We start from the raw sequence: 20,828 nt of genomic DNA, 5'->3' as shown, positions 1-20,828 counted from the left end.
AATAATACGGAACCTTACACCGATCAAAGTCTTGTTTAGTTTTGAGAGGATTACTCTCACATGATATTCGCGCTTTTTGGGCCTATAGCTCAGCTGGTTTAGAGCGCACGCCTGATAAGCGTGAGGTCGGTGGTTCGAGTCCACTTAGGCCCATCGCCGACGGGTTCGGCATTACAATTTAACCTTTTGGGGAATTAGCTCAGCTGGGAGAGCACCTGCTTTGCAAGCAGGAGGTCAGCGGTTCGATCCCGCTATTCTCCATTGGTACTGATTTTAGTACCACTTGGTTCTTTGAAAACTAGATAATATTATTTTCTGTAAGAATTATATTGTTAATATAATTTCAACCGAGAACAACCATTGTGTAATTTGAGTTTTTTAATGTGTTTGATCGCTAAACTCAATGATTTATAATCCTACGGATTATAGGTTAAGTTAAGAAGGGCGCATGGTGAATGCCTTGGTACTAGGAGCCGATGAAGGACGGAACTAACACCGATATGCTTCGGGGAGCTGTAAGTAAGCTGTGATCCGGAGATTTCCGAATGAGGAAACTCGATTAGTGTCATGACTAATCACTGCGTAGTGAATTCATAGCTGCGGAGAGGTAGACGTGGGGAACTGAAACATCTAAGTACCCACAGGAAGATAAAGAAATTTCGATTCCCATAGTAGCGGCGAGCGAACTGGGAATAGCCCAAACCGAACCTTCGTGGTTCGGGGTTGTAGGACTGAACATTTGAGTTACAAAAGAATTTGATAGCTGAAGCAGTTGGGAAGCTGCACCAAAGAGAGTGATAGTCTCGTAAGCGAAATTGAATTCCCTCAGTTCAGGATCCTGAGTACGGCGCCACACGTGAAACGGCGTCGGAATCCGGGAGGACCATCTCCCAAGGCTAAATACTCCCTAGTGACCGATAGTGAACCAGTACCGTGAGGGAAAGGTGAAAAGCACCCCGGAAGGGGAGTGAAATAGTTCCTGCAACCATGTGCCTACAAGCAGTTAGAGCCCGTTTATGGGTGATAGCGTGCCTCTTGTAGAATGAACCGGCGAGTTACAGTTGCATGCAAGGTTAAGCCGAAGAAGCGGAGCCGTAGCGAAAGCGAGTCTTAAGCGGGCGAATTAGTATGTTGCCGTAGACCCGAAACCAGGTGATCTATCCATGTCCAGGATGAAAGTGCGGTAATACGCACCGGAGGTCCGAACCCGTGTACGTTGAAAAGTGCTGGGATGAGGTGTGGATAGCGGTGAAATTCCAAACGAACTTGGAGATAGCTGGTTCTCTCCGAAATAGCTTTAGGGCTAGCCTCGGAATTAGAATCATGGAGGTAGAGCCACTGTTTGAGCGAGGGGTCCGTCTTGGATTACTGAGTTCAGATAAACTCCGAATACCATTGATTTATGTCCGGGAGTCAGACGATGAGTGATAAGATCCATCGTCGAAAGGGGAACAGCCCAGACCGCCAGTTAAGGTCCCTAAATAGATGCTAAGTGGAAAAGGAAGTGGAGTTGCTTAGACAACTAGGATGTTGGCTCAGAAGCAGCCACCATTTAAAGAGTGCGTAATAGCTCACTAGTCGAGTGATTCTGCGCCGAAAATTTACCGGGGCTAAGCATCTTACCGAGACTGCGGACGCAACTACGTTGCGTGATAGGAGAGCGTTCTAAGGGCGATGAAGGCAGACCGGAAGGACTGTTGGAGCGCTTAGAAGTGAGAATGCCGGTATGAGTAGCGAAAGATCAGTGAGAATCTGATCCACCGAATGACTAAGGTTTCCTGGGGAAGGCTCGTCCTCCCAGGGTTAGTCGGGACCTAAGCCGAGGCTGAGAAGCGTAGGCGATGGATAACAGGTTGAGATTCCTGTACTAGTTAATTATGTTGGAACGATGGAGGGACGCAGAAGGCTAGGTTTAGCATACGATTGGAAAGGTATGTTCAAATCGTAAGTCAGGTGAGGAGTGAAATGCTTCTGACCGGGTTGACAAGCGATGATGAGGATCGAAATTAAAGTAGAGAAGGAACCGATGTCACGCTGCCGAGAAAAGCTTCTAGTTAGTAATTAACTACCCGTACCGCAAACCGACACAGGTAGTCGAGGAGAGTATCCTCAGGTGAGCGAGAGAACTCTCGTTAAGGAACTCGGCAAAATGACCCCGTAACTTCGGAAGAAGGGGTGCTGACCGTCAGGTCAGCCGCAGTGAAGAGACTCAAACGACTGTTTATCAAAAACACAGGTTTATGCAAAATCGTAAGATGAAGTATATGGGCTGACGCCTGCCCGGTGCTGGAAGGTTAAGTGGAAAGGTTAGCTTCGGCGACGCCTCGAAATGAAGCCCCAGTAAACGGCGGCCGTAACTATAACGGTCCTAAGGTAGCGAAATTCCTTGTCGGGTAAGTTCCGACCCGCACGAAAGGCGTAACGATTTGAGTACTGTCTCAACGAGAGACTCGGTGAAATTAAGATACCTGTGAAGAAGCAGGTTACCCGCGACAGGACGGAAAGACCCCATGGAGCTTTACTGTAGCTTGATATTGGGTGTTTACATAGCTTGTACAGGATAGGTAGGAGCCATTGAAACCGGGACGCTAGTCTCGGTGGAGGCACCCGTGGGATACTACCCTGGCTATGTGAACACTCTAACCCTGAGCACTTAGCGTGCTCGGAGACAGTGTCTGGTTGGCAGTTTGACTGGGGCGGTCGCCTCCTAAATAGTAACGGAGGCGCTCAAAGGTTTGCTTAGAATGGTTGGAAATCATTCTGTAAGTGTAAAGGCAGAAGCAAGCTTGACTGCGAGACTGACTAGTCGAGCAGGGACGAAAGTCGGACTTAGTGATCCGGTGGTACCGTATGGAAGGGCCATCGCTCAACGGATAAAAGCTACCCTGGGGATAACAGGCTTATCTCCCCCAAGAGTTCACATCGACGGGGAGGTTTGGCACCTCGATGTCGGCTCATCGCATCCTGGGGCTGTAGTTGGTCCCAAGGGTTGGGCTGTTCGCCCATTAAAGCGGTACGCGAGCTGGGTTCAGAACGTCGTGAGACAGTTCGGTCCCTATCCGTCGCGGGCGCAGGAAATTTGCGAGGAGCTGTCCCTAGTACGAGAGGACCGGGATGGACATACCGCTGGTGTATCAGTTGCGCCGCCCGGCGCATTGCTGAGTAGCTATGTATGGATGAGATAAACGCTGAAAGCATCTAAGTGTGAAACTCGCCTCAAGATGAGATTTCCCATTCCTATATGGAAGTAAGACTCCTGAAAGATGATCAGGTCGATAGGTTAGAAGTGGAAGCGTAGTGATACGTGAAGCGGACTAATACTAATCAGTCGAGGACTTAACCAAAGAAGTGCAATGGTGACTCAGCAGGAAATAATATTAGCTAGTTTTGAGGGAACGAAGTTCACTCAGTCGTGTGGTGGCGATAGCCTAAAGGATACACCTGTTCCCATGCCGAACACAGTAGTTAAGCTTTAGCACGCCAAAAGTAGTTGGGGGATCGCCCCCTGCGAGGATAGGACGTTGCCACGCGGTTTTGGAAGATTAGCTCAGCTGGGAGAGCATCTGCCTTACAAGCAGGAGGTCACAGGTTCGATCCCTGTATCTTCCATATTGAGCCGTTAGCTCAGTCGGTAGAGCATCTGACTTTTAATCAGAGGGTCGGCAGTTCGAACCTGCCACGGCTCATTATTTTAATAGTTATGCATATGCCGACTTAGCTCAGTTGGCAGAGCACCTGTCTTGTAAACAGGGGGTCGGAGGTTCGAATCCTCTAGTCGGCATTATGCGGAAGTAGTTCAGTGGTAGAACGCCACCTTGCCATGGTGGAGGTCGCGGGTTCGAATCCCGTCTTCCGCTTTGTACCACCTTTTGCCGGGGTGGCGGAATTGGCAGACGCACAGGACTTAAAATCCTGCGGTCAGTAATGACCGTACCGGTTCGATCCCGGTCCTCGGCATTTATGCACCTATAGCGCAATTGGATAGAGTGTCTGACTACGAATCAGAAGGTTGCAGGTTCGACTCCTGCTAGGTGCATTTTTCGGGAAGTAGCTCAGCTTGGTAGAGCACCTGGTTTGGGACCAGGGGGTCGCAGGTTCGAATCCTGTCTTCCCGATTAGATATTTTAATATCTATTTTAGGTAATGATTACCTATCAATCGCGGTGTAGCTCAGCTGGCTAGAGCGTTCGGTTCATACCCGAGAGGTCGGGGGTTCGATTCCCTCCGCCGCGATTAGGTCTTGGATCTTTAGCTCAGTTGGTTTAGAGCAGACGGCTCATAACCGTCCGGTCGTAGGTTCGAGTCCTACAAGATCCATTGGTCAAGATTAACTTGACGGCCGTATTTTTCGTGTGTTATAATTGCTTTTGTTTGATGGAGGATTACCCAAGTCTGGCTGAAGGGAACGGTCTTGAAAACCGTCAGGCGAGTCAAATCGCGCGAGAGTTCGAATCTCTCATCCTCCTTTTTAATTATCGCGGGGTAGAGCAGTCTGGTAGCTCGTCGGGCTCATAACCCGGAGGTCGTTGGTTCAAATCCAGCCCCCGCAATTTTGGTCCGTTGGTCCAGTCGGTTTAAGACGCCTGCCTGTCACGCAGGAGATCACGAGTTCGAGTCTCGTACGGACCGCTTACCATGGCTCGGTAGCTCAGTTGGTAGAGCAACGGATTGAAGCTCCGTGTGTCGGCAGTTCGATTCTGTCCCGCGCCACTTGTTTCATTATTTTAATATGTTATGCGGGTGTAGTTTAGTGGTAAAACCATAGCCTTCCAAGCTATTGTCGCGAGTTCGATTCTCGTCACCCGCTTTTGTTTTGGGCCTATAGCTCAGCTGGTTTAGAGCGCACGCCTGATAAGCGTGAGGTCGGTGGTTCGAGTCCACTTAGGCCCATATGGAGAAGTACTCAAGTGGCTGAAGAGGCGCCCCTGCTAAGGGTGTAGGTCGCGTAAGCGGCGCGAGAGTTCGAATCTCTCCTTCTCCGTTTTTTATGACCCGTTGGTCAAGTGGTTAAGACACTGCCCTTTCACGGCAGTAACATGGGTTCGAATCCCGTACGGGTCATTTTTTTAATTATCGCGGGGTAGAGCAGTCTGGTAGCTCGTCGGGCTCATAACCCGGAGGTCGTTGGTTCAAATCCAGCCCCCGCAATTTTGGTCCGTTGGTCCAGTCGGTTTAAGACGCCTGCCTGTCACGCAGGAGATCACGAGTTCGAGTCTCGTACGGACCGTCCAAAAAGAGAGATGAATTACTTCATCTCTCTTTTTTATGCTTTTGGTTGAAACCGTTGGTACCCGACTTCGTGATAGTCGGCTCCAAGATCGTTTTTAAAGTTATCGTAGGCAATGAACGCATTTTGGGTACCATCTTCCCATTGAAGACAATCATAATGATCGTTCCATAGGGTTAACAGAATTCGGCTATCACTGTTATTAGCAGCAGTGAGGTAGTAGACCCCTGTTAGTCCCTTGGGGGTAGCTGGGTTACTCATAAAGTTACTGACCTGGGCATCAAGCACCTGACGTTGCTCCTTTCCTGGGTTAACTTCGATGTAGTCAATGTAGTGAGTCCAGTCATCGGTCCCTGCATGGGCATTTACCCGGTACACCACGGGGGAAGTAAAGATCGAATCTAATCCAGAATAATCAACTAGCTGCATTCCGTGAGCGTTTCCAGCTGCTGAAAAAAGTGCCAAGTTTCGTTCGGGATACTTGTACATAATCTGTTCTAGAATGGCCTGGGAACCAAAGGTAACAGAAATTTGTGAAATCATCATAATCCTCCAATCATTTAATTACTTTTAGTTTAGAATAAAGTAGGTTAAGTTAAAAGGGAAAAGAATTTTAAGTGAGGATGAAATAATGAAATTAACGGTTTTAGGTTATTATGGTGGCTATCCATTTGACCACACGGCAACGAGTGGGTACTTGTTACAAGCCGGGGAGTTTAACCTGTTGTTGGATTGTGGAAGTGGGGTCTTGCTAGCGTTAGAGGACGTCTTAGATCCGCTGAAACTTGATGCGGTGCTATTATCCCATTACCACGCCGATCACGTTGCTGACGTAGGAGTTTTACAATATGACTGGCAGCTTCACTCTGAACGGTATCATACTGATCTGCTCCCAATTTACGGTCATTCGTTAGACCAGACGGCGTTTGCAGCCCTTGATTGGCCCGGTGCCACCGAAAAGCATGCCTTTCAGCCGGATCAAAAGAATGAACTTGGGCCATTTGAACTTACATTTTTACGGACCGAACATCCAGTGCCGGCCTTTGCGGTTCGAATCAAAGAACGTGACACAGGAAAAGTTTTGGTTTATACTGCTGACTCAAAGGATTTTCCAGCCCTCGGGGACTTTGCTCGTGGTGCCGATTTATTAATCGCTGACACCAATTTTTTTGCCGATCACACGGGTACCATGTGGCATATGACTACCACCCAAGTTGGGAAATTAGCCCTAAATGCGCAGGTTCATGACCTGTTGATTAGTCATTTACCCCAATCAACAGATCGGGACCGTTTGCAACGGGAGACCATGGCGGCCAGTCACAATCAAATTCCGGTACACCTACCAGAAACTGGTTTAGTCATTAATATTTAAATTAGTAAAGAGGGATCGTTTTGAAATTTGAAAAAACAAATGAAAATACGATTAAAGTTTGGGTAACCAATCAGGACCTGAAGGATCGGGACGTTAATTTACTGGAATTAATGGACAATCAAGCGGAAGTCGAACAATTTTTCTACCAAATCCTTGAAGAAGTTGACGTGGACCATGAATTTCAAAATAACGATTTAGTGTCGTTTCAGGTATTGCCAGCCCACAATGGGTTTGAAATGATCATCAGTAAGGACGACCGCTTGGTTTCCAAACTGACGGAAGCAAACGTTAACTTTGCGTCTGATGAATCGAAGGAGAAATTTGAAAAGCTCAAGGAAAAACATCCTGCTGTGGATGTTTTTGACACGGACAATTTGACCCGTGTCGTTCCAGTTGAGTTTGCCAGTTTTGAAGATTTACTTAGTGGAATTCATGCGGTCAAGCAGCCCCTGCAAATTCATGGGGTTACCGTGACCACGTCCCTGTATAAACAGGACGCCCGGTATTACTTAGTCTTGCATTATCAAATTTTGCCGGACAACGTGGCGCCCAGTTGGGATGAGATTAAAGTTCAACTGGAGGCCATTGACGATCAACTCAGTTTGTTTTATGAATTCGGAAAATTAAGTCCGGTAGGTGCTGACCAGCTGGAGCAAGCGGCAACTCCCATTATTCAACAACGGGCGGTTAGTACCTTAACTAAATATTTTCAGTAAGGAATCAGGTCTGGGATTCCTTTTTTCGTACCTTAACTAAGGGTGCTGATTGTGTTAATTGCGTTGCAAAATGGTCACCGGGTCTTAGCGACCCAAGCTGCATCAGGGTCTAACTATGTCTGTCCAGGGTGTCAGACCCCGGTAATTTTAAAGCGGGGTCGGATTAAAATCGCTCACTTTGCCCATCGGACAGGCCAGGCTTGTTCTGGTGGGGCTCCAGAGACGTTCGAACACCTGCAGGGCAAGCTCTTCTTGTGGCACCAAGGCGGTCGTTGTACCAGGGCAGTGCTGGAATGGTATTTACCGACCATCAAACAGCGTCCGGACGTGTTCTTGTCGCCCGGCAACGCCCTTGAATTTCAATGTAGTCCGATTTCACTGACGCGTCTCACAGAGCGGGTGCAGGGCTACCAACAGTGTGCCATTCATTCTGAATGGATCCTCGGGCGTGCCTATTGGCAACGCCGGCCGGAAGCCCCCAGTGTGTTAAAATTTGTGGCTTACCGGCGGACAATTGGGTATTATTTATTGTTCTTGTTAGTTCACGAACAGCGATTCGTGGTTCGGTACCACTTAAGCTGGGTTGACACCGGTTGACGTTTCAAGAGCGCCAGTTTACCACCTGGCACGCGTTGACCACTTTTTGGGAGCAACCCCAGGCGGTGACCTGTTATAATCCGTCGCTAAGCGTGGTTAGCCGGTGGATCGGGCGACAATTGGCCTGGAAGCGATCTCCCTGGTTGGCCGTGCAAACTCGCTGTTATCAAGCTCATCACTTATTGCAAGGCTGCCCAGTCGCATGTCATTATCCCCGCCGGGTGCCCCCGTTTCAGACCTATGCCTGGTGGCTTGGCTGGCGGATCGAGTGCGTGTTAGCCTTAGAACAGCACACTCTTGATTTAACCGTGGTCGTGGACGAGCTTGCACGGGCTGTGCAGGTGCCCCTAGTCAAAGCGCCACGGTCAGTCCTGAAAGCCATGGTGCTGGCCTTGATTGGTGCACTCCAGCACCAGCAAGTTATTCGGTGGCAGGGAACACAGGTGCACCAGATCCGGCCGATAACCTGGTTTGGAACTGAACAACAGAAGGAACGAGCAATTAGGGCAAAAGAAAAAGACTAGCATGCGCTAGTCTTTTTAAAGCACCCGTAGGTTGGGATTATCTGTTGCCGGTTGCATTTGCTGTTCCATCTTGTCACAGAGTTTATGTAAATGAGCATAATCTAAATCCTTAACAAGTAAACCGTTGGCACAGCTAGAGCAGTTAAAAATAACCAAATTATCGTGGCTGGGGACGTTCATTTCACGGATGAGGGCTTGGTCTGATTTGAACGCCGATAGCGGTAAATCAGAGTGGCGGTCTTCCTGGAACATTTCTAAATCCAAGTGAGTGGCTTGTGCAGCGGCAGTAACCAACGTTGCAGAATAAGCCTGATTTTGCTTCATGATTTGGGTTTGTAAGTGTTGGAGGAACATCCGTCCCTTTTTACACCCTTGAAAGAGCGCTGCTTTGTAATCTAACATTATTTGGTAATCAATTTGTTGCTCGGAATTGTTAATGACACCAAGTTGTAGATAGGGAATGAACTTGACGCGGACTTTCTGTGTTAAGCCGTCAGCTACTTTGGTAACTGCCCGTTCCGCTGTGAGACAGCTCGGACAGGTCGGCGCAACAAATAAGTACATTTCAATCATCCCGAACGCTCCTTTCTGAATTTTTAAGGTTTTTAAGACAAACTTTATAATATAGATGCATTATCAAGAATACCAAATTTTGCCCAAAATTCAATGATTTTGTCTCTGAAAGTTAAAAGCGCGCGGGGTGGGTATGGTATCATGACATTATCAACTGTAAATGAGGTGGTTTTGTGTCGCAAAATTGGGAATTACTCTTGTTTCCCTACCAACAAGCCGCAAAAGAATGGAAAGTAAAACTACGCGGAATTCGGAAGGAGTTTCAGCTCCAAGATGAGCACTCGCCGATTGAATTTGTCACGAGTCGGATTAAATCGGTGGCAAGCATTCAAGAAAAAATGAAGCGGCGTAACATTACGCCGGAACGTTTGACGGAAGATATGGAAGATCTCTGTGGCCTACGAATCATGTGCCCCTTTTTAGATGATGTCTATGAGGTAGTGCAACTACTGCGCCGTCGTAATGACGTCGAGATTGTGTCGGAACGAGACTACGTGAACAACGAAAAGGAGAGTGGGTACCGCTCGTATCACATCGTGTTTCGGTACCCGTTGCAACTGGTGACGGGGCAGCGTGAGATCCTCGTGGAAATTCAGATTCGGACCCTCGCCATGAACTTCTGGGCAACGTTAGAACATTCACTCAATTATAAGCATCCGGATGTTTTCCCCCCCGATGTGCATCAACGGCTGCAGGCGGCCTCTGAGACGGCGTTTAAACTCGATGAAGAAATGTCACAAATTCATCATGAACTAGCGGCTGCGGATGCAGATGAGGATGAAGCAATAAAGGATGATAAAGGAGAACAATGATGCGCATTGCAATTTTTGGTAATGACAATCCGACGTCTACAGAGGTAGCAACGTCATTATCTAACCTAATTAATAACTCCCAACAATTGCAACTGGATGAGTTAAATCCCGAGGTTGTAATTTCGGTTGGCGGGGATGGAACCCTCCTATCGGCGTTTCACCATTATAAAGACTTGGTAGAAAAAATTCGCTTTGTGGGGGTGCACACGGGGCACCTAGGGTTTTATACGGACTGGCGGGATAACGAGGTAGAGCAGTTGGTTTCCAGTTTGGAACGGGATAACGGGCAGAGTGTTAGTTATCCGCTCCTAGACATTAAGGTGGAGTATTCAGACCAGGGTGAACCAGATTACATGCTGGCCCTAAATGAATCCACGGTGAAAAAACTGTTTGGAACGATGGTCGGAAAGATTTACATCAAGGACCAGTTATTTGAAAACTTCCGGGGCGATGGGCTCTGTATTTCTACCCCCACCGGTTCGACCGCTTATAATAAATCAGTGGGTGGGGCGATCATCTCGCCGAAGTTTAATGCGGTGCAAGTGGCCGAAATGGCCTCGATTAACAACCGGGTCTTTCGAACGATTGGTTCTCCAATCATTATTCCGCCTTCAGAAGAACTCACCATTGTGCCGAATGTTTCTCTGCACAACGTGTTAACCTGTGATCAATTATTAGTTAAAGACCGACCCATTAAGGCGATCACCTACCGTATTTCTGAGCGGCGGATTTACTTTGCTAAGTACCGGCACACGCACTTCTGGAAGCGGGTTGGGAATTCCTTTATCGGGGAAGATCTGAATGACTGAGTTTCACTGGGTTAATCACCAATCCACCCCGCTGAAATTACACACCTTTTTGAAGCATCGTGGCGTGACCCGTTCACAATTAAAACGCATCAAGTTTCATGGAGGCACGATTTTGGTTAATCAGCACCCCCGGTATCCCCACACGATGCTACAGCCTGGGGATCAGATTACCCTCTGCTTGCCTCCCGAACCCCAAAATCCCCACTTGCAGGTGTCACACCATCCGGTGCAGATTTTGTTTGAGGATGATAACTATTTAATCGTAAACAAGCCCGCTAACGTGGCAACGGTGCCTTCCCACCTGTATCCTAACGACACACTGGTGAACCGGGTGCTCGGGTATTATTGTCGCCAAGAAACTGAAAATCGGGTCATTCACGTCGTGAACCGATTAGACCGGGGGACCAGTGGACCCGTGATCTTTGCAAAGCATAGTTTTGCGCACTCTTTGGTTGACCGGCAGTTACAGCAACATCGTGTGCGCAAGGAATACGTAGCTGTGGTAACGGGGCGGATCGTCAACGAGCATGCTTCCATTGTGTTGCCGATTGGGCAAAAACCGGGGTCGTTTTTAGCCCGGATGGTCTTGGCGACCGGCCGGTACTCACGAACTGAATTTTGGCGGGTTGCAAGAACTGGTCAGCACACGCTGGTTAAAATTCGCCTGCACACGGGGCGAACCCATCAGATTCGGGTTCACTTTGCCGCCCTTGGATTACCGTTAGTGGGGGACTGGTTGTATAACCCCACCAACCACGAGTTAGACCATCAGGCGCTTCACTGTTACCGGATGGCCTTTTGGGATCAGTTAGGGCAGCAAATGATTGCGGTTACCACCCCGTGGCCAGCCGAGTTGCGGCAGTTGATGCAACCAAAAAAGAGCTTTCCCGGTTAGGAAAGCTCTTTTGTTTCATCAACGAAGGGGTGTGATGATGCGTTGGGGGTGTAACTGGTTATTAACGGTTGCCTGCTCCGCCTCGCTTGCAACCAGTGGAATTAATTGTAAGGTCGGAAATGCGGTGAGGGCCTCGGCTAACGCGGCTAAATGATCTGCGGCAACGATGCCACTAAACTGTTGCTCGCTCAGCCACGCAAAGGCAGTTTCCCATTCGGATTCCGGAAGTTGGGTGATCGCCGGTGAAAAGAAGAGTTCCATGCCGTCAGCGGCGCCAATTAAAACGGCTAAGCCTTCGTAATCAAGCTGGCCGGTCTTCGTGGTCGCCCCAATGATGACACCGTCTGCGCCGAGTTCCTGACAGGTAAACAGGTCTGACTCCATCAGGTTTAATTCGGCATCATTCCACGCACTGCGCTCAGGAGCAGCGCTGACCAGGACGTCTAAACTAGTTTCGTGTTCGTGAAGATACCGGACGGTTTCAGCAATTAACCCCCGGCTGGGAGTTAACTGGTGGTTAGCGAGTGCCACCCGAAGCGTTGCGGTGGTTGTTGCTGCGGGCACTTCTTGAAACGTGGTAATTAAAGGTTCAATTTGCATTTTAATCATCCTCCTATTGCCATCATATCATGATGCCTCGCTACTTGCGGTTGTGACGAAACAAGGCGAACAAGTGTGCTATAATAAACCCCTAAAGTTTAGATAGAAAGAGTAGAAATCATGACGAATCACATTGTTTTATTTGAACCCCTGATGCCCGCGAATACCGGAAACATTGCGCGGACCTGTGCCGGGACTGATACCGTGTTAGATCTTATCAAACCCCTTGGTTTTTCCGTTGATGATAAGCATTTGAAACGCGCTGGCTTGGATTACTGGGAAAAAGTTGACATTCGGTACCACGAAAACCTGCCGGCGTTCCTGCAAACGGTGACCCAGCCAGAGCACATGTTTTTAATTTCGAAGTTTGGGACAAAGACCTATACGGATCCGGATTATCACGATCCCAAACCGGATTACTACTTTATCTTTGGTAAGGAAACCACGGGCTTACCGGAACGGTTTGAACAGCGCTATGCTGAGCAGGCCCTGCGGATTCCCCAAGATGACCAACACATTCGGGCTTTGAACCTGTCCAATACCTGTGCCATCGTTATTTATGAGGCCTTGCGGCAGCAATCGTTTGCGGGGTTAGAACGGGTCCATACCTATGAACACGATAAACTAAAGGATTTTAAGGAGTAAGTGAGGGATTCTGGTGGCGGCTAAACAAACAACGCGCAAACGAACAACACGCAAGAAAACAACCCGACGTAAACCAACCAAACGGACTCCCAGTAGCTGGCACCGGTTAGCAACGGTGGTTGCAAAGGACCGGAAAAACTGGCTTGGATTACTAATTTTTGCTTTAGCCGGGTTAGGGATCTTCAAGCTGGGGCTCGTGGGGGCATTGGTAGCTAATTTAACCCGGTTGGCGGTCGGCAATCTCTATCCCGTGTTCTTAATTGGGATAGCACTGGTGGGAATCTGGTGGTTGTTGGCAATTCCCCGCTTGAAGATTAGTGGGCGAAGTTGGCTGAGTTTGCTTTGTCTTAGTGCCGGGAGTTTGTTAGGAGCGTCCCTGTTACTGTTCAACGGGTTAGGGATTCACGTCCAACTTGTCCAAATTACGTGGGAAACCGTGCTTTCCGACCTAATGCGGGGTCAAGTGCATGCTAATGCAGGGGGTGGTTTAATTGGGACCGTCCTGCTAGCTGGCTGTGTTAAATTATTTTCCTGGCTCGGGGCAACGATCATTGCGGGCCTATTGATACTAACCGGGGTTCTCTTACTGTTCCGGGTTAATGTAGTTCAGGTGGGGCAGGTGGTGGCAAAGTGGGTCCATGCCTGGCTAAAGGCCAGTCAATCCGCTTGGCACAGACACCAGCGCGCCCGGCAAACTGCCCGGACGTCTGCCAAATCACAGCCGTCTACGCCGGAACCACCGGTAACGCCCCAGCCGACCACGTCCGCTGACGAACCACATCTTGCGGACCAGAATGTAGCTGTTCCTCCGATGGCTCCTCGCATTCAAGTTGCTAGTGAAGTGCAACCCCAACCAGCAGTCCGTGACAAACCAGCTCCGCCCGTTGCTACTGCGAATGTGGATGCGCCGACTACCGAGTATCAATTGCCCACGGTAGATCTTTTAGACCAGGTTCCACCGGTTAGTCAAAAGCAGGAATCACAAACCGCTACTCATAATACTGAAATACTCCACTCGACCTTGCAGAGCTTTGGGATTGATGCCCAGGTGAAAGACGTCCGGATTGGGCCATCGGTGACGGAATACGAATTGGAACCGGCGATTGGGGTGAAGGTCAGTAAGATTGTTAACTTAAGTGATGATCTGGCGCTGGCTTTGGCCGCCAAGGACATCCGGATTGAGGCGCCCATTCCTGGGAAGTCTTTGATTGGAATTGAAGTTCCCAACCAAAAAGTCGCCACCGTCTCCTTTCGGGAGGTCTTTGAACAGCAAACGGCGGCTGACCAGCAGCGGATTTTAAGCGTGCCCCTTGGCAAGGATGTCAACGGTCAGGTGATTTCTTGTGATCTGACGCGGATGCCGCACCTCTTAATTGCGGGATCGACGGGGAGCGGTAAGTCAGTTGCCATTAACGGAATGCTGACCAGTTTGTTATTAAAAGCCAATCCCGATCAGGTCAAACTGATGCTCATCGATCCCAAACGGGTAGAACTCGGGGTTTACAACGGGATTCCCCACCTGCTGGCGCCGGTCGTTTCCGATCCGAAGAAGGCAGCGCGGGCGCTGAATAAAGTTGTCAACTTAATGGAACAACGGTACGAACTGTTTGCGAATAACGGTCAGCGTAAGATTGACGGTTATAACGAGATGATTCGGAAAAAGCGTCAAACAGAAGCGACAACCGAAACGGAATTACCGTACATCGTCGTGGTCGTTGACGAACTGGCTGATTTGATGATGACCGTTTCCAATGAGGTGGAAAGTGCCATCATCCGGCTAGCTCAGATGGGTCGGGCGGCCGGGGTGCACATGGTGCTCGCGACCCAGCGACCTTCCGTTGATGTGATTACGGGGTTAATTAAGGCGAACGTGCCCTCCCGGATTGCATTTGCAGTTTCCAGTGGAACCGACTCGCGAACGATTTTAGATGCCAACGGGGCGGAAAAACTCCTGGGACGTGGTGACATGCTGTACCAGCCAATTGGACAAACCAAACCCAACCGGGTCCAGGGCTCATACATTTCGGATACCGATGTAGAGGCGGTGATTGCTGCGGCTAAAAACGAGGGTGCTCCCGAGTATGATGAGAACCTCGTGGTCACGGATGCAGAACTTGAGGCCGAATCGGAGGCCGAAGAGCAGGATCCATTGTTTGATGAAGCGCTAGCCTATGTGGTGCATGAGCGCAAAGCTAGCACCTCAATGTTGCAACGGCGCTTTCGGATTGGCTACAATCGGGCGGCTCGGATCATTGATGATTTTGAACAGCGAGGCTACGTGAGCCCCCAACGCGGAAGTACGCCGCGCACGGTTTATAAACAGCCCCCTACTGATGAATCGTCTGCAAACTAAAAAGGACTGAAGGGGTTTCAGTCCTTTTTAACTAGCATTAGGTCTGGATGGTTAACTTCCGAATAGGGTAAGTGCTGATCCTAAAACCACCCCGGCTAGGGTGACAATAATCATGATCCAAACGAACACGTACAGAATTTTTTGAAAGGTTGTTTTATCTCTCCACTTTGTCAAAGTTGACCCTCACTTTCATTAAGAATGGTTCTGTTTAATTCTAAAGGTGTCGGGCAGTCTTTGCAAATGGGATATGAAGGAGGATTTTCATGAACTTGGTGCAAGTTCCCCAGCAAATTGGTAGCTTGTTTCAGGCGCAACTCGTCCCGGTTCTGGGCTTGATTGGCGCGCTTTTAATCATCAGTCTCGTACGCCGGTTGTTGAAACGGCAGGTACTACCGCGGCTGCGACTGCTGGATCTGTGGCCACTGTTTGCCATGGTTGTAATGCCGACTTTGACCATTGATGAGCATGGCAATACCTGGCTTCCAGCCCTACTTTGTGGCTGGTGTGTAATTGGAATGGTTGTTCTATTGGGGCAATTATTCAAAGATGGTGAAGTTTTGTTCAAACATTTTTTTATAATTTGGTGGCGGATTGGAGATTTATATTGGCTCCTTGGTTACGTGATTGCCCTCTTTTATGAAATTGGAATTCGGCTCTAAGTAGCATGAGAACACATGTTCTCATGCTACTTTTTTTGTGGGAAAGAATTTAAATTAAGTGGTTGCAAGTGGGAGATTGTGGTAGACTGAGATTAGTTTTAGGGGATTGGGGGTCTTACTAGTGCTACTTGGTGAATATCGTCACAATATTGACACGAAAGGACGCCTCATTATTCCCGCTAAGTTTCGTGAACAGCTTGGTCCGCAGTTTATGGTCACCCGCGGACTAGACGGCTGTCTCTTTGGCTACCCACCGGCAGAATGGGAGCAGGTGCAGGCAGAAATTGACCATCTGCCGTTTAATAAGCGGGATGCCCGGACCTTTGCGCGACTCTTTTTCTCCGCAGCGACGGAGTGTGAGCTGGACAAGCAGGGTCGGATTAACCTCCCGGAACCCCTGATCAAGTATGCCAAGTTGCAAAAACAGTGTGTGTTAACCGGAGTTTCAAAGCGTTTTGAAATTTGGGATGCGGAGCGATGGGATCGCTATAACGACCAAGCTCAGGATGACTTTAACGAAATTGCTGAGAATTTATTGGATTTTTAACCGTAGGAGTTAGGATTAATGACGGAATTTAAGCACGAGACAGTATTATTAGCGGAAGCGGTGGATGGCTTGCAAGTCAACCCCGCTGGAACCTATGTGGACTGCACCCTTGGGGGTGGGGGTCATAGTGCTCGGCTCCTTTCGCAGTTAAATACCGGCCATCTGTACGCCTTTGATCAAGATCAAGCCGCAATTACCTACAACCAAACTCACCTACAAACGGATTTAGAGCGCCAGGCAGTGACCTTTATTCATGATAACTTTCGTAATTTGAAACCGGACCTGGCCAAAGAAGGAGTCACAGAAGTCGATGGGATTATTTATGATTTAGGGGTTTCTTCCCCCCAATTTGATGATGCAGAACGCGGGTTTAGTTATCAGCGCGATGCCCGCTTGGATATGCGAATGGACCAACGCCAGACTTTGGATGCTTACCAAGTCGTTAATCAATGGCCATATGCTGATTTGGTTCGGATTTTCTTTCGGTATGGCGAAGAAAAGTTTGCGAAGCCAATTGCCAGAAAAATTGAACGGGTTCGCAGTGAACACCCAATTGTTACCACGACGGAATTAGCCGCGTTGGTGAAAACCGCCATTCCCGCTGCCGCCCGACGCCACGGGGGCAATCCCGCTAAACGGGTGTTTCAAGCCATTCGCATTGCGGTGAACGATGAGTTAGGGGCCCTCGAGGAATCCCTTGAGCAGGCGTTAGAACTGTTAAGTGTACAGGGGCGGCTCGCAGTGATTACCTTTCAATCGCTAGAGGATCGTTTGGTAAAACGGTTATTTAAAGAAGAAACCGAAATTGTGGATTTACCGCCCAATTTACCGGTGATCCCCCCCGAGTTACAACCCCATTTTCGACTGGTGCAAAAGAAACCGATTTTACCCAGCAGCACGGAGCAAACGGAAAATCATCGTTCGCATAGCGCCAAGTTACGCATTATCGAAAGAATTAGATAGGAGGAAGTACCGTGTCACAGAATGGACTCTTGGAACAACAAAGTACAAGTACATATTCACGAAAATCGTTTCAACAGCAACGAGCACAACGAGAACGCCAGGAGGCACAGGGTCATCTCCGGCTTTCGCCGTTTGAAAAAACCATCATGGTTGTTGGCGTAGTACTCGTCGTTTTCATGATGGTGGCGGTGGTTAGTGCCAAGAATAATTTAAATGCGGCCCAGCGCTCGTTGCAAACCGTAACGACCAAGAGTTCCCGCATTAATCAGCAAAACCAGAGCTATCAGCAGGAACTAGATGGGAAACAAATGAAGGCCATTGACCACGTGGTGAAGCAGGATCAGCTTTCAATCGCAGATGCAACCGTAAGGAATGTTAGTCGATGAGTGAGAAACAAACAGAGATGAATAATCAACGAAGGGCGATCAAAACACGACGTCTGGCGGGGAAAAGCCTGCTGGTGTTTGTGGTGGTTGTGTTTGGATTGATTGTCATCTTTTTTGCGCAAAAGGCCATTTTTAAAACGGCCAATGGGGTTAACCTAGCGGATCGGACTCAGAAACTTTATAATCAAACTAGTGTGATGCATGCCCGGCGCGGGACCATTTACGACCAAACGGGACAGCCGTTAGCAGAAAATACCAACACCTATTCCCTCTATGCCGTGTTAGACCATAAGCAAAAGAGTCTAACGGGGCAGCCGGAGTACGTGCAGGATAAAGCGAAAACGGCCCGGGTGCTCGCAGCCAACCTGCCCATTTCATACGAAAAAGCCTACCGAGTGTTAACGCCCAAGCACAAGAGTTTCCAAGTTGAGTTTGGGGCCGCGGGGCAAAACATTTCGCTGTCAACTAAGCAAAAGCTTCAGGCAGCCCGGCTTTCCGGACTGAACTTTGTGTCACAACCGGCCCGGATGTATCCGAACGGGATGTTTGCCGCCCACTTGATTGGCCTGGCTAGTGCGAAGGTTGATCAAAAGACTAAGCAACCGCAGTTAGTCGGACAAATGGGGATTGAGCGGACCTTTGAAAAGGACCTGAAGGGGCAAGATGGCCTAAAAAAGAGTCAACACGATAACTACGGGTACCAAATTCCGTCCGAAAAAGCCACCGAGAAAAAGCCTCGCAACGGTAAGAACGTGCATACCACGATTGATCCGAGTCTCGAATTATTGCTAGAAAACCAAATGAGTCAGGTTGATAGTGATGTCCATCCCAAGGTTCTAAATGCTATGTTAATGGATGCCAAGACGGGGAAAATCGTTGCCGCCGCCCAACGGCCCTCCTTTAATCCCCAAACCGGACAAGGACTAGGTAAGGTGTGGCGGGACACGTTAACGCAGGACTTGTACGAACCGGGTTCGACCATGAAGATCTTCACGATGGCCGCTTCAATTGATAGTGGTCATTACCGGGGTTCTGATACTTATCAATCGGGAATTTATCACATTGGGAATCAAATTGTGCCGGACTGGAATCGGAACGGTTGGGGAACGATTACTTATGACAAGGGCTTTGCCTTGTCGAGTAACGTTGCCATGGCTCACTTAGAAGAGAACATGGGACCAAAGACCTGGAAAAATTACATTAACCGGTTCCAGCTATTGCAAAATAATACCTCTGACTTTGACCAACAATCGCATGGTGTAATGCAGTTTGAACGCCCAATCGAACAGGCCAATACGGCGTTTGGACAGGGGATTCAAGTAACGGCGCTGCAAATGATGCAGGGCTTTACGGCCATCGCTAATGATGGGACAATGATTCGACCGCGCTTAGTTGATCAGGTCACGGATGCCAAAAATCAAAAAGTGCTGAAACGGTATCCGAAGAAAATCGTCGGCCATCCAATCTCGGCTACGACGGCGCAACAAATGCGTAAGCACATGGAAGATGTTGTGTACAAGAATTATGGAATTGGGCATGACTTTCAAATCGATGGCTATCGGGTTGCCGCTAAGACGGGGACCGCGCAAGTTACAGATGCTAATGGTCAGTACGAAAACGGTAACGATAGTTATCTGTATTCAGTCGCCGGGATGGCGCCAGCTAAACATCCGCGCTACATCATGTACGTGACGATGAAGCAACCGCAATTGGGTTCCCAGAGTGCTACCAAAGAAATTGCCAAGATTTTTAACGTTGTCATGAAAAAAGCGCTCGATAATGAGCGTGCGAAACAAAAGCTGACACCGTTACCAGACGTTACCAAGCAACCGGTTGCTGCGGCCCAGGCGACATTACAAAAACAAAAGGTGAATTCCGTTGTGATTGGCACGGGGGCGACCGTTCAGCAACAAAGCCCGGCGCCGAAAGCCCCAGCGGATTTGAGTTCCCGGGTGCTGTTACGCACCGACGGCCAAATGAAAATGCCTGATTTGACGGGCTGGAGTAAGGAAGAGGTCGAAGAACTGGCCCAGCTCGTTAACCTGCAAGTGAATTACAATGGTACGGGACACGTAAAGGATCAGAGTATTAAACCAAACCAGGATTTTGCCGAGCATGCCACTCTGGATGTCGCCCTTAACTAAGGTTAATAACGAACAGAACAAGAAAGGAATGGAACGCAATGGAAATAACGGATGGATTGATTCCCCTCGTGATGGGTTTTTGTTTAACGCTCGGGTTTACGCCGGTGTTAATTAAATACTTTCGCGCTAACAAAGAGGGCCAGATGATTCGCGAAGAGGGTCCCAGTTGGCACGAAAAGAAGAGCGGTACCCCAACCATGGGAGGCTTAGGCTTCGTGACCGCCATTATTTTAACGGGGGTAGTAATTGGATTCTTCACCCACCAATTGACCTCGATTCTGTTGATTTTATTGTTTGTGTTGTTGTTCTTTGGTTTAATCGGAATGTGGGACGACAGTATTAAACTGTTTCGGCGTCAAAACGAAGGGTTTAAGGCGTGGCAAAAATTTGCCCTGCAGGTTTTTGGTTCCCTAGTGTTTGCGGCCGGTTACTACGTCGCTGGCTTTCCAATGTCATTACGCTTTATGGGCGCTGGAGAAATCAGCCTCGGCTTGCTCTACGTCGTGTTTGTAGTAATCTGGTTAACCGGTTTTTCTAACGCGGTTAACCTGACCGATGGCTTAGATGGCTTGGTCAGTGGGTTAAGTGCGCTTGCGTTTGCCGCATACGGAATTGTTGCCCAAGTTCAGGGACAGTACGAAGTCGAACTGTTTTGCTGGGCTGTCGTGGGCGCCGTGTTAGCCTTCTTAGTTTTCAACCACAAGCCCGCGCAAATCTTTATGGGTGACATGGGCTCCTTAGCATTGGGAGCTGCCCTCGCAGCCGTTTCCATTTTGCTACACCACGAATTATCACTGTTGTGGGTCGGACTCGTGTTTGTGTTGGAAACTTTGAGTGTCATTTTACAAGTAGGTTCGTTCCGGTTGACCGGAAAACGAATCTTTAAAATGACCCCGATTCACCACAGTTTCGAGATGCTGGGCTGGAGTGAATGGAAAATCGACCTCGTCTTTTGGGCCGTTGGTTTATTTACGGCGGTAACTGGCGTGTTAGCAATGATTTAGGT

The 20,828-nt window shown here is 48.8% G+C and carries 19 protein-coding genes, 21 tRNA genes and 2 rRNA genes; 38 read left to right on the top strand and 4 right to left on the bottom strand.

Annotated elements, in window-relative coordinates; all coding sequences use genetic code 11:
- Nucleotides 1-78 precede the first annotated feature (78 nt).
- The 23 genes from M8332_RS04735 (at nt 79) to M8332_RS04625 (ending at nt 5,227) form a co-directional block, all read left to right on the top strand.
- Nucleotides 79-153, top strand: a tRNA-Ile gene (locus M8332_RS04735).
- Nucleotides 154-188: 35 nt separating this feature from the next.
- A tRNA-Ala gene (locus M8332_RS04730) sits at nt 189-261 on the top strand.
- 167 nt (nt 262-428) lie between these two features.
- A 23S ribosomal RNA gene (locus tag M8332_RS04725) occupies nt 429-3,344 on the top strand.
- Nucleotides 3,345-3,413: 69 nt separating this feature from the next.
- Nucleotides 3,414-3,530: ribosomal RNA gene (gene rrf / locus M8332_RS04720) — 5S ribosomal RNA — on the top strand.
- A 6-nt stretch (nt 3,531-3,536) separates the two neighbouring features.
- Nucleotides 3,537-3,609 (top strand) — tRNA-Val (locus M8332_RS04715).
- 4 nt (nt 3,610-3,613) lie between these two features.
- Nucleotides 3,614-3,686: transfer RNA gene (locus M8332_RS04710), tRNA-Lys, on the top strand.
- Between the two features lie 22 nt (nt 3,687-3,708).
- Nucleotides 3,709-3,781 (top strand) — tRNA-Thr (locus tag M8332_RS04705).
- 4 nt (nt 3,782-3,785) lie between these two features.
- Nucleotides 3,786-3,857 (top strand) — tRNA-Gly (locus tag M8332_RS04700).
- A 14-nt stretch (nt 3,858-3,871) separates the two neighbouring features.
- Nucleotides 3,872-3,957 (top strand) — tRNA-Leu (locus M8332_RS04695).
- Between the two features lie 5 nt (nt 3,958-3,962).
- Nucleotides 3,963-4,036 (top strand) — tRNA-Arg (locus M8332_RS04690).
- Nucleotides 4,037-4,041: 5 nt separating this feature from the next.
- Nucleotides 4,042-4,115, top strand: a tRNA-Pro gene (locus tag M8332_RS04685).
- A gap of 44 nt (nt 4,116-4,159) precedes the next feature.
- Nucleotides 4,160-4,233, top strand: a tRNA-Met gene (locus M8332_RS04680).
- A gap of 9 nt (nt 4,234-4,242) precedes the next feature.
- A tRNA-Ile gene (locus M8332_RS04675) sits at nt 4,243-4,317 on the top strand.
- Between the two features lie 59 nt (nt 4,318-4,376).
- Nucleotides 4,377-4,466, top strand: a tRNA-Ser gene (locus tag M8332_RS04670).
- A gap of 10 nt (nt 4,467-4,476) precedes the next feature.
- Nucleotides 4,477-4,550 (top strand) — tRNA-Met (locus M8332_RS04665).
- Nucleotides 4,551-4,554: 4 nt separating this feature from the next.
- Nucleotides 4,555-4,629, top strand: a tRNA-Asp gene (locus M8332_RS04660).
- An 8-nt stretch (nt 4,630-4,637) separates the two neighbouring features.
- Nucleotides 4,638-4,710, top strand: a tRNA-Phe gene (locus tag M8332_RS04655).
- Nucleotides 4,711-4,736: 26 nt separating this feature from the next.
- Nucleotides 4,737-4,807: transfer RNA gene (locus M8332_RS04650), tRNA-Gly, on the top strand.
- An 8-nt stretch (nt 4,808-4,815) separates the two neighbouring features.
- Nucleotides 4,816-4,890, top strand: a tRNA-Ile gene (locus M8332_RS04645).
- A 3-nt stretch (nt 4,891-4,893) separates the two neighbouring features.
- Nucleotides 4,894-4,981 (top strand) — tRNA-Ser (locus M8332_RS04640).
- 8 nt (nt 4,982-4,989) lie between these two features.
- Nucleotides 4,990-5,061 (top strand) — tRNA-Glu (locus tag M8332_RS04635).
- A gap of 13 nt (nt 5,062-5,074) precedes the next feature.
- Nucleotides 5,075-5,148: transfer RNA gene (locus M8332_RS04630), tRNA-Met, on the top strand.
- A gap of 4 nt (nt 5,149-5,152) precedes the next feature.
- Nucleotides 5,153-5,227: transfer RNA gene (locus M8332_RS04625), tRNA-Asp, on the top strand.
- 36 nt (nt 5,228-5,263) lie between these two features.
- Here the strand turns inward: M8332_RS04625 and M8332_RS04620 are convergent.
- Complete coding sequence (locus M8332_RS04620; protein ID WP_252779689.1) at nt 5,264-5,773, bottom strand: hypothetical protein; 510 nt, start codon at nt 5,771-5,773, stop codon at nt 5,264-5,266.
- Between the two features lie 85 nt (nt 5,774-5,858).
- On the opposite strand from M8332_RS04620, the gene M8332_RS04615 reads away from it, so the two are divergent.
- The 4 genes from M8332_RS04615 to M8332_RS04600 all read left to right on the top strand — a co-directional run bounded on the left by M8332_RS04615 (nt 5,859) and on the right by M8332_RS04600 (nt 8,436).
- Nucleotides 5,859-6,599: an MBL fold metallo-hydrolase gene (locus M8332_RS04615; protein WP_252779688.1), complete on the top strand. Its 741-nt coding sequence runs from the start codon at nt 5,859-5,861 to the stop codon at nt 6,597-6,599.
- 77 nt (nt 6,600-6,676) lie between these two features.
- Nucleotides 6,677-7,315 carry an adaptor protein MecA gene (locus M8332_RS04610; RefSeq protein ID WP_435370803.1) on the top strand — a complete coding sequence of 213 codons (639 nt, stop codon included), beginning with the start codon at nt 6,677-6,679 and terminating at the stop codon, nt 7,313-7,315.
- 51 nt (nt 7,316-7,366) lie between these two features.
- Nucleotides 7,367-7,912 (top strand): competence protein CoiA, encoded by a 546-nt coding sequence (locus tag M8332_RS04605; protein ID WP_252779686.1) that lies wholly within the window; start codon nt 7,367-7,369, stop codon nt 7,910-7,912.
- Nucleotides 7,909-8,436 carry a hypothetical protein gene (locus M8332_RS04600; protein ID WP_252779685.1) on the top strand — a complete coding sequence of 176 codons (528 nt, stop codon included), beginning with the start codon at nt 7,909-7,911 and terminating at the stop codon, nt 8,434-8,436. Before M8332_RS04605 ends, M8332_RS04600 begins: the two co-directional genes overlap by 4 nt.
- 15 nt (nt 8,437-8,451) lie before the next feature.
- On the opposite strand, the gene M8332_RS04595 is transcribed toward M8332_RS04600, so the two are convergent.
- Entirely contained in the window at nt 8,452-9,009 is a 558-nt protein-coding gene (locus M8332_RS04595) for a DsbA family protein (protein ID WP_252779684.1), read from the bottom strand.
- A 173-nt stretch (nt 9,010-9,182) separates the two neighbouring features.
- Here M8332_RS04595 and M8332_RS04590 point away from each other — a divergent pair, with 173 nt between their 5' ends.
- From M8332_RS04590 to M8332_RS04580, 3 genes are read left to right on the top strand one after another with little or no spacing between them, the layout of a single operon-like run.
- Nucleotides 9,183-9,821 (top strand): GTP pyrophosphokinase, encoded by a 639-nt coding sequence (locus tag M8332_RS04590; RefSeq protein ID WP_252779683.1) that lies wholly within the window; start codon nt 9,183-9,185, stop codon nt 9,819-9,821.
- Nucleotides 9,821-10,630 (top strand): NAD kinase, encoded by an 810-nt coding sequence (locus M8332_RS04585; protein ID WP_252750432.1) that lies wholly within the window; start codon nt 9,821-9,823, stop codon nt 10,628-10,630. The genes M8332_RS04590 and M8332_RS04585 overlap by 1 nt, the downstream gene beginning before the upstream one ends.
- Complete coding sequence (locus M8332_RS04580; protein WP_252779682.1) at nt 10,623-11,525, top strand: RluA family pseudouridine synthase; 903 nt, start codon at nt 10,623-10,625, stop codon at nt 11,523-11,525. Before M8332_RS04585 ends, M8332_RS04580 begins: the two co-directional genes overlap by 8 nt.
- An 18-nt stretch (nt 11,526-11,543) precedes the next feature.
- Here the strand turns inward: M8332_RS04580 and M8332_RS04575 are convergent, their stop codons facing one another.
- On the bottom strand, nt 11,544-12,125 hold the full coding sequence (locus M8332_RS04575) for a copper homeostasis protein CutC (RefSeq protein ID WP_252779681.1): 582 nt from the start codon (nt 12,123-12,125) through the stop codon (nt 11,544-11,546).
- Nucleotides 12,126-12,245: 120 nt separating this feature from the next.
- Here M8332_RS04575 and M8332_RS04570 point away from each other — a divergent pair, with 120 nt between their 5' ends.
- On the top strand, nt 12,246-12,770 hold the full coding sequence (locus M8332_RS04570; protein ID WP_252779680.1) for a tRNA (cytidine(34)-2'-O)-methyltransferase: 525 nt from the start codon (nt 12,246-12,248) through the stop codon (nt 12,768-12,770).
- Between the two features lie 13 nt (nt 12,771-12,783).
- On the top strand, nt 12,784-15,123 hold the full coding sequence (locus M8332_RS04565) for a DNA translocase FtsK (RefSeq protein ID WP_252779679.1): 2,340 nt from the start codon (nt 12,784-12,786) through the stop codon (nt 15,121-15,123).
- A gap of 51 nt (nt 15,124-15,174) precedes the next feature.
- Here M8332_RS04565 and M8332_RS04560 read toward each other — a convergent pair whose 3' ends face one another.
- Nucleotides 15,175-15,297 (bottom strand): DUF4044 domain-containing protein, encoded by a 123-nt coding sequence (locus M8332_RS04560; protein WP_252750427.1) that lies wholly within the window; start codon nt 15,295-15,297, stop codon nt 15,175-15,177.
- Between the two features lie 89 nt (nt 15,298-15,386).
- Here M8332_RS04560 and M8332_RS04555 point away from each other — a divergent pair, with 89 nt between their 5' ends.
- The 6 genes from M8332_RS04555 to mraY all read left to right on the top strand — a co-directional run bounded on the left by M8332_RS04555 (nt 15,387) and on the right by mraY (nt 20,826).
- The gene (locus M8332_RS04555) at nt 15,387-15,782 is read left to right on the top strand and encodes a DUF3397 family protein (protein ID WP_252779678.1); all 396 of its coding nucleotides are present in this window, start codon (nt 15,387-15,389) and stop codon (nt 15,780-15,782) included.
- A gap of 121 nt (nt 15,783-15,903) precedes the next feature.
- Nucleotides 15,904-16,329, top strand: a complete 426-nt coding sequence (gene mraZ / locus M8332_RS04550) for a division/cell wall cluster transcriptional repressor MraZ (RefSeq protein WP_252779677.1) — start codon at nt 15,904-15,906, stop codon at nt 16,327-16,329.
- 18 nt (nt 16,330-16,347) lie between these two features.
- A complete protein-coding gene (gene rsmH / locus M8332_RS04545; protein WP_252779676.1) occupies nt 16,348-17,292 on the top strand; it encodes a 16S rRNA (cytosine(1402)-N(4))-methyltransferase RsmH in 945 nt (314 codons plus the stop codon).
- 11 nt (nt 17,293-17,303) lie between these two features.
- The gene (locus M8332_RS04540) at nt 17,304-17,678 is read left to right on the top strand and encodes a hypothetical protein (RefSeq protein ID WP_252779675.1); all 375 of its coding nucleotides are present in this window, start codon (nt 17,304-17,306) and stop codon (nt 17,676-17,678) included.
- A complete protein-coding gene (locus M8332_RS04535; protein ID WP_252779673.1) occupies nt 17,675-19,822 on the top strand; it encodes a penicillin-binding transpeptidase domain-containing protein in 2,148 nt (715 codons plus the stop codon). The genes M8332_RS04540 and M8332_RS04535 overlap by 4 nt, the downstream gene beginning before the upstream one ends.
- Nucleotides 19,823-19,860: 38 nt before the next feature.
- Nucleotides 19,861-20,826, top strand: coding sequence for a phospho-N-acetylmuramoyl-pentapeptide-transferase (gene mraY, locus M8332_RS04530; protein WP_435370788.1), 966 nt, complete (start codon nt 19,861-19,863; stop codon nt 20,824-20,826).
- The last annotated feature ends 2 nt before the right edge of the window (nt 20,827-20,828 follow it).

The sequence above is a fragment of the Fructilactobacillus ixorae genome (assembly GCF_024029915.1).
In the GTDB taxonomy this organism is placed as follows: domain Bacteria; phylum Bacillota; class Bacilli; order Lactobacillales; family Lactobacillaceae; genus Fructilactobacillus; species Fructilactobacillus ixorae.
This window is presented reverse-complemented; position numbering and strand designations above follow the sequence as displayed.

Excerpts from the sequence above, each read along its gene's own strand:
- M8332_RS04620 (WP_252779689.1), bottom strand. The coding sequence starts at position 5,773 with ATGATGATTTCACAAATTTCTGTTACCTTTGGTTCCCAGGCCATTCTA.
- M8332_RS04615 (WP_252779688.1), top strand. The coding sequence starts at position 5,859 with ATGAAATTAACGGTTTTAGGTTATTATGGTGGCTATCCATTTGACCAC.
- M8332_RS04595 (WP_252779684.1), bottom strand. The coding sequence starts at position 9,009 with ATGATTGAAATGTACTTATTTGTTGCGCCGACCTGTCCGAGCTGTCTC.
- M8332_RS04585 (WP_252750432.1), top strand. The coding sequence starts at position 9,821 with ATGCGCATTGCAATTTTTGGTAATGACAATCCGACGTCTACAGAGGTA.
- M8332_RS04580 (WP_252779682.1), top strand. The coding sequence starts at position 10,623 with ATGACTGAGTTTCACTGGGTTAATCACCAATCCACCCCGCTGAAATTA.
- M8332_RS04575 (WP_252779681.1), bottom strand. The coding sequence starts at position 12,125 with ATGCAAATTGAACCTTTAATTACCACGTTTCAAGAAGTGCCCGCAGCA.
- M8332_RS04570 (WP_252779680.1), top strand. The coding sequence starts at position 12,246 with ATGACGAATCACATTGTTTTATTTGAACCCCTGATGCCCGCGAATACC.
- M8332_RS04555 (WP_252779678.1), top strand. The coding sequence starts at position 15,387 with ATGAACTTGGTGCAAGTTCCCCAGCAAATTGGTAGCTTGTTTCAGGCG.
- rsmH (WP_252779676.1), top strand. The coding sequence starts at position 16,348 with ATGACGGAATTTAAGCACGAGACAGTATTATTAGCGGAAGCGGTGGAT.
- M8332_RS04535 (WP_252779673.1), top strand. The coding sequence starts at position 17,675 with ATGAGTGAGAAACAAACAGAGATGAATAATCAACGAAGGGCGATCAAA.
- mraY (WP_435370788.1), top strand. The coding sequence starts at position 19,861 with ATGGAAATAACGGATGGATTGATTCCCCTCGTGATGGGTTTTTGTTTA.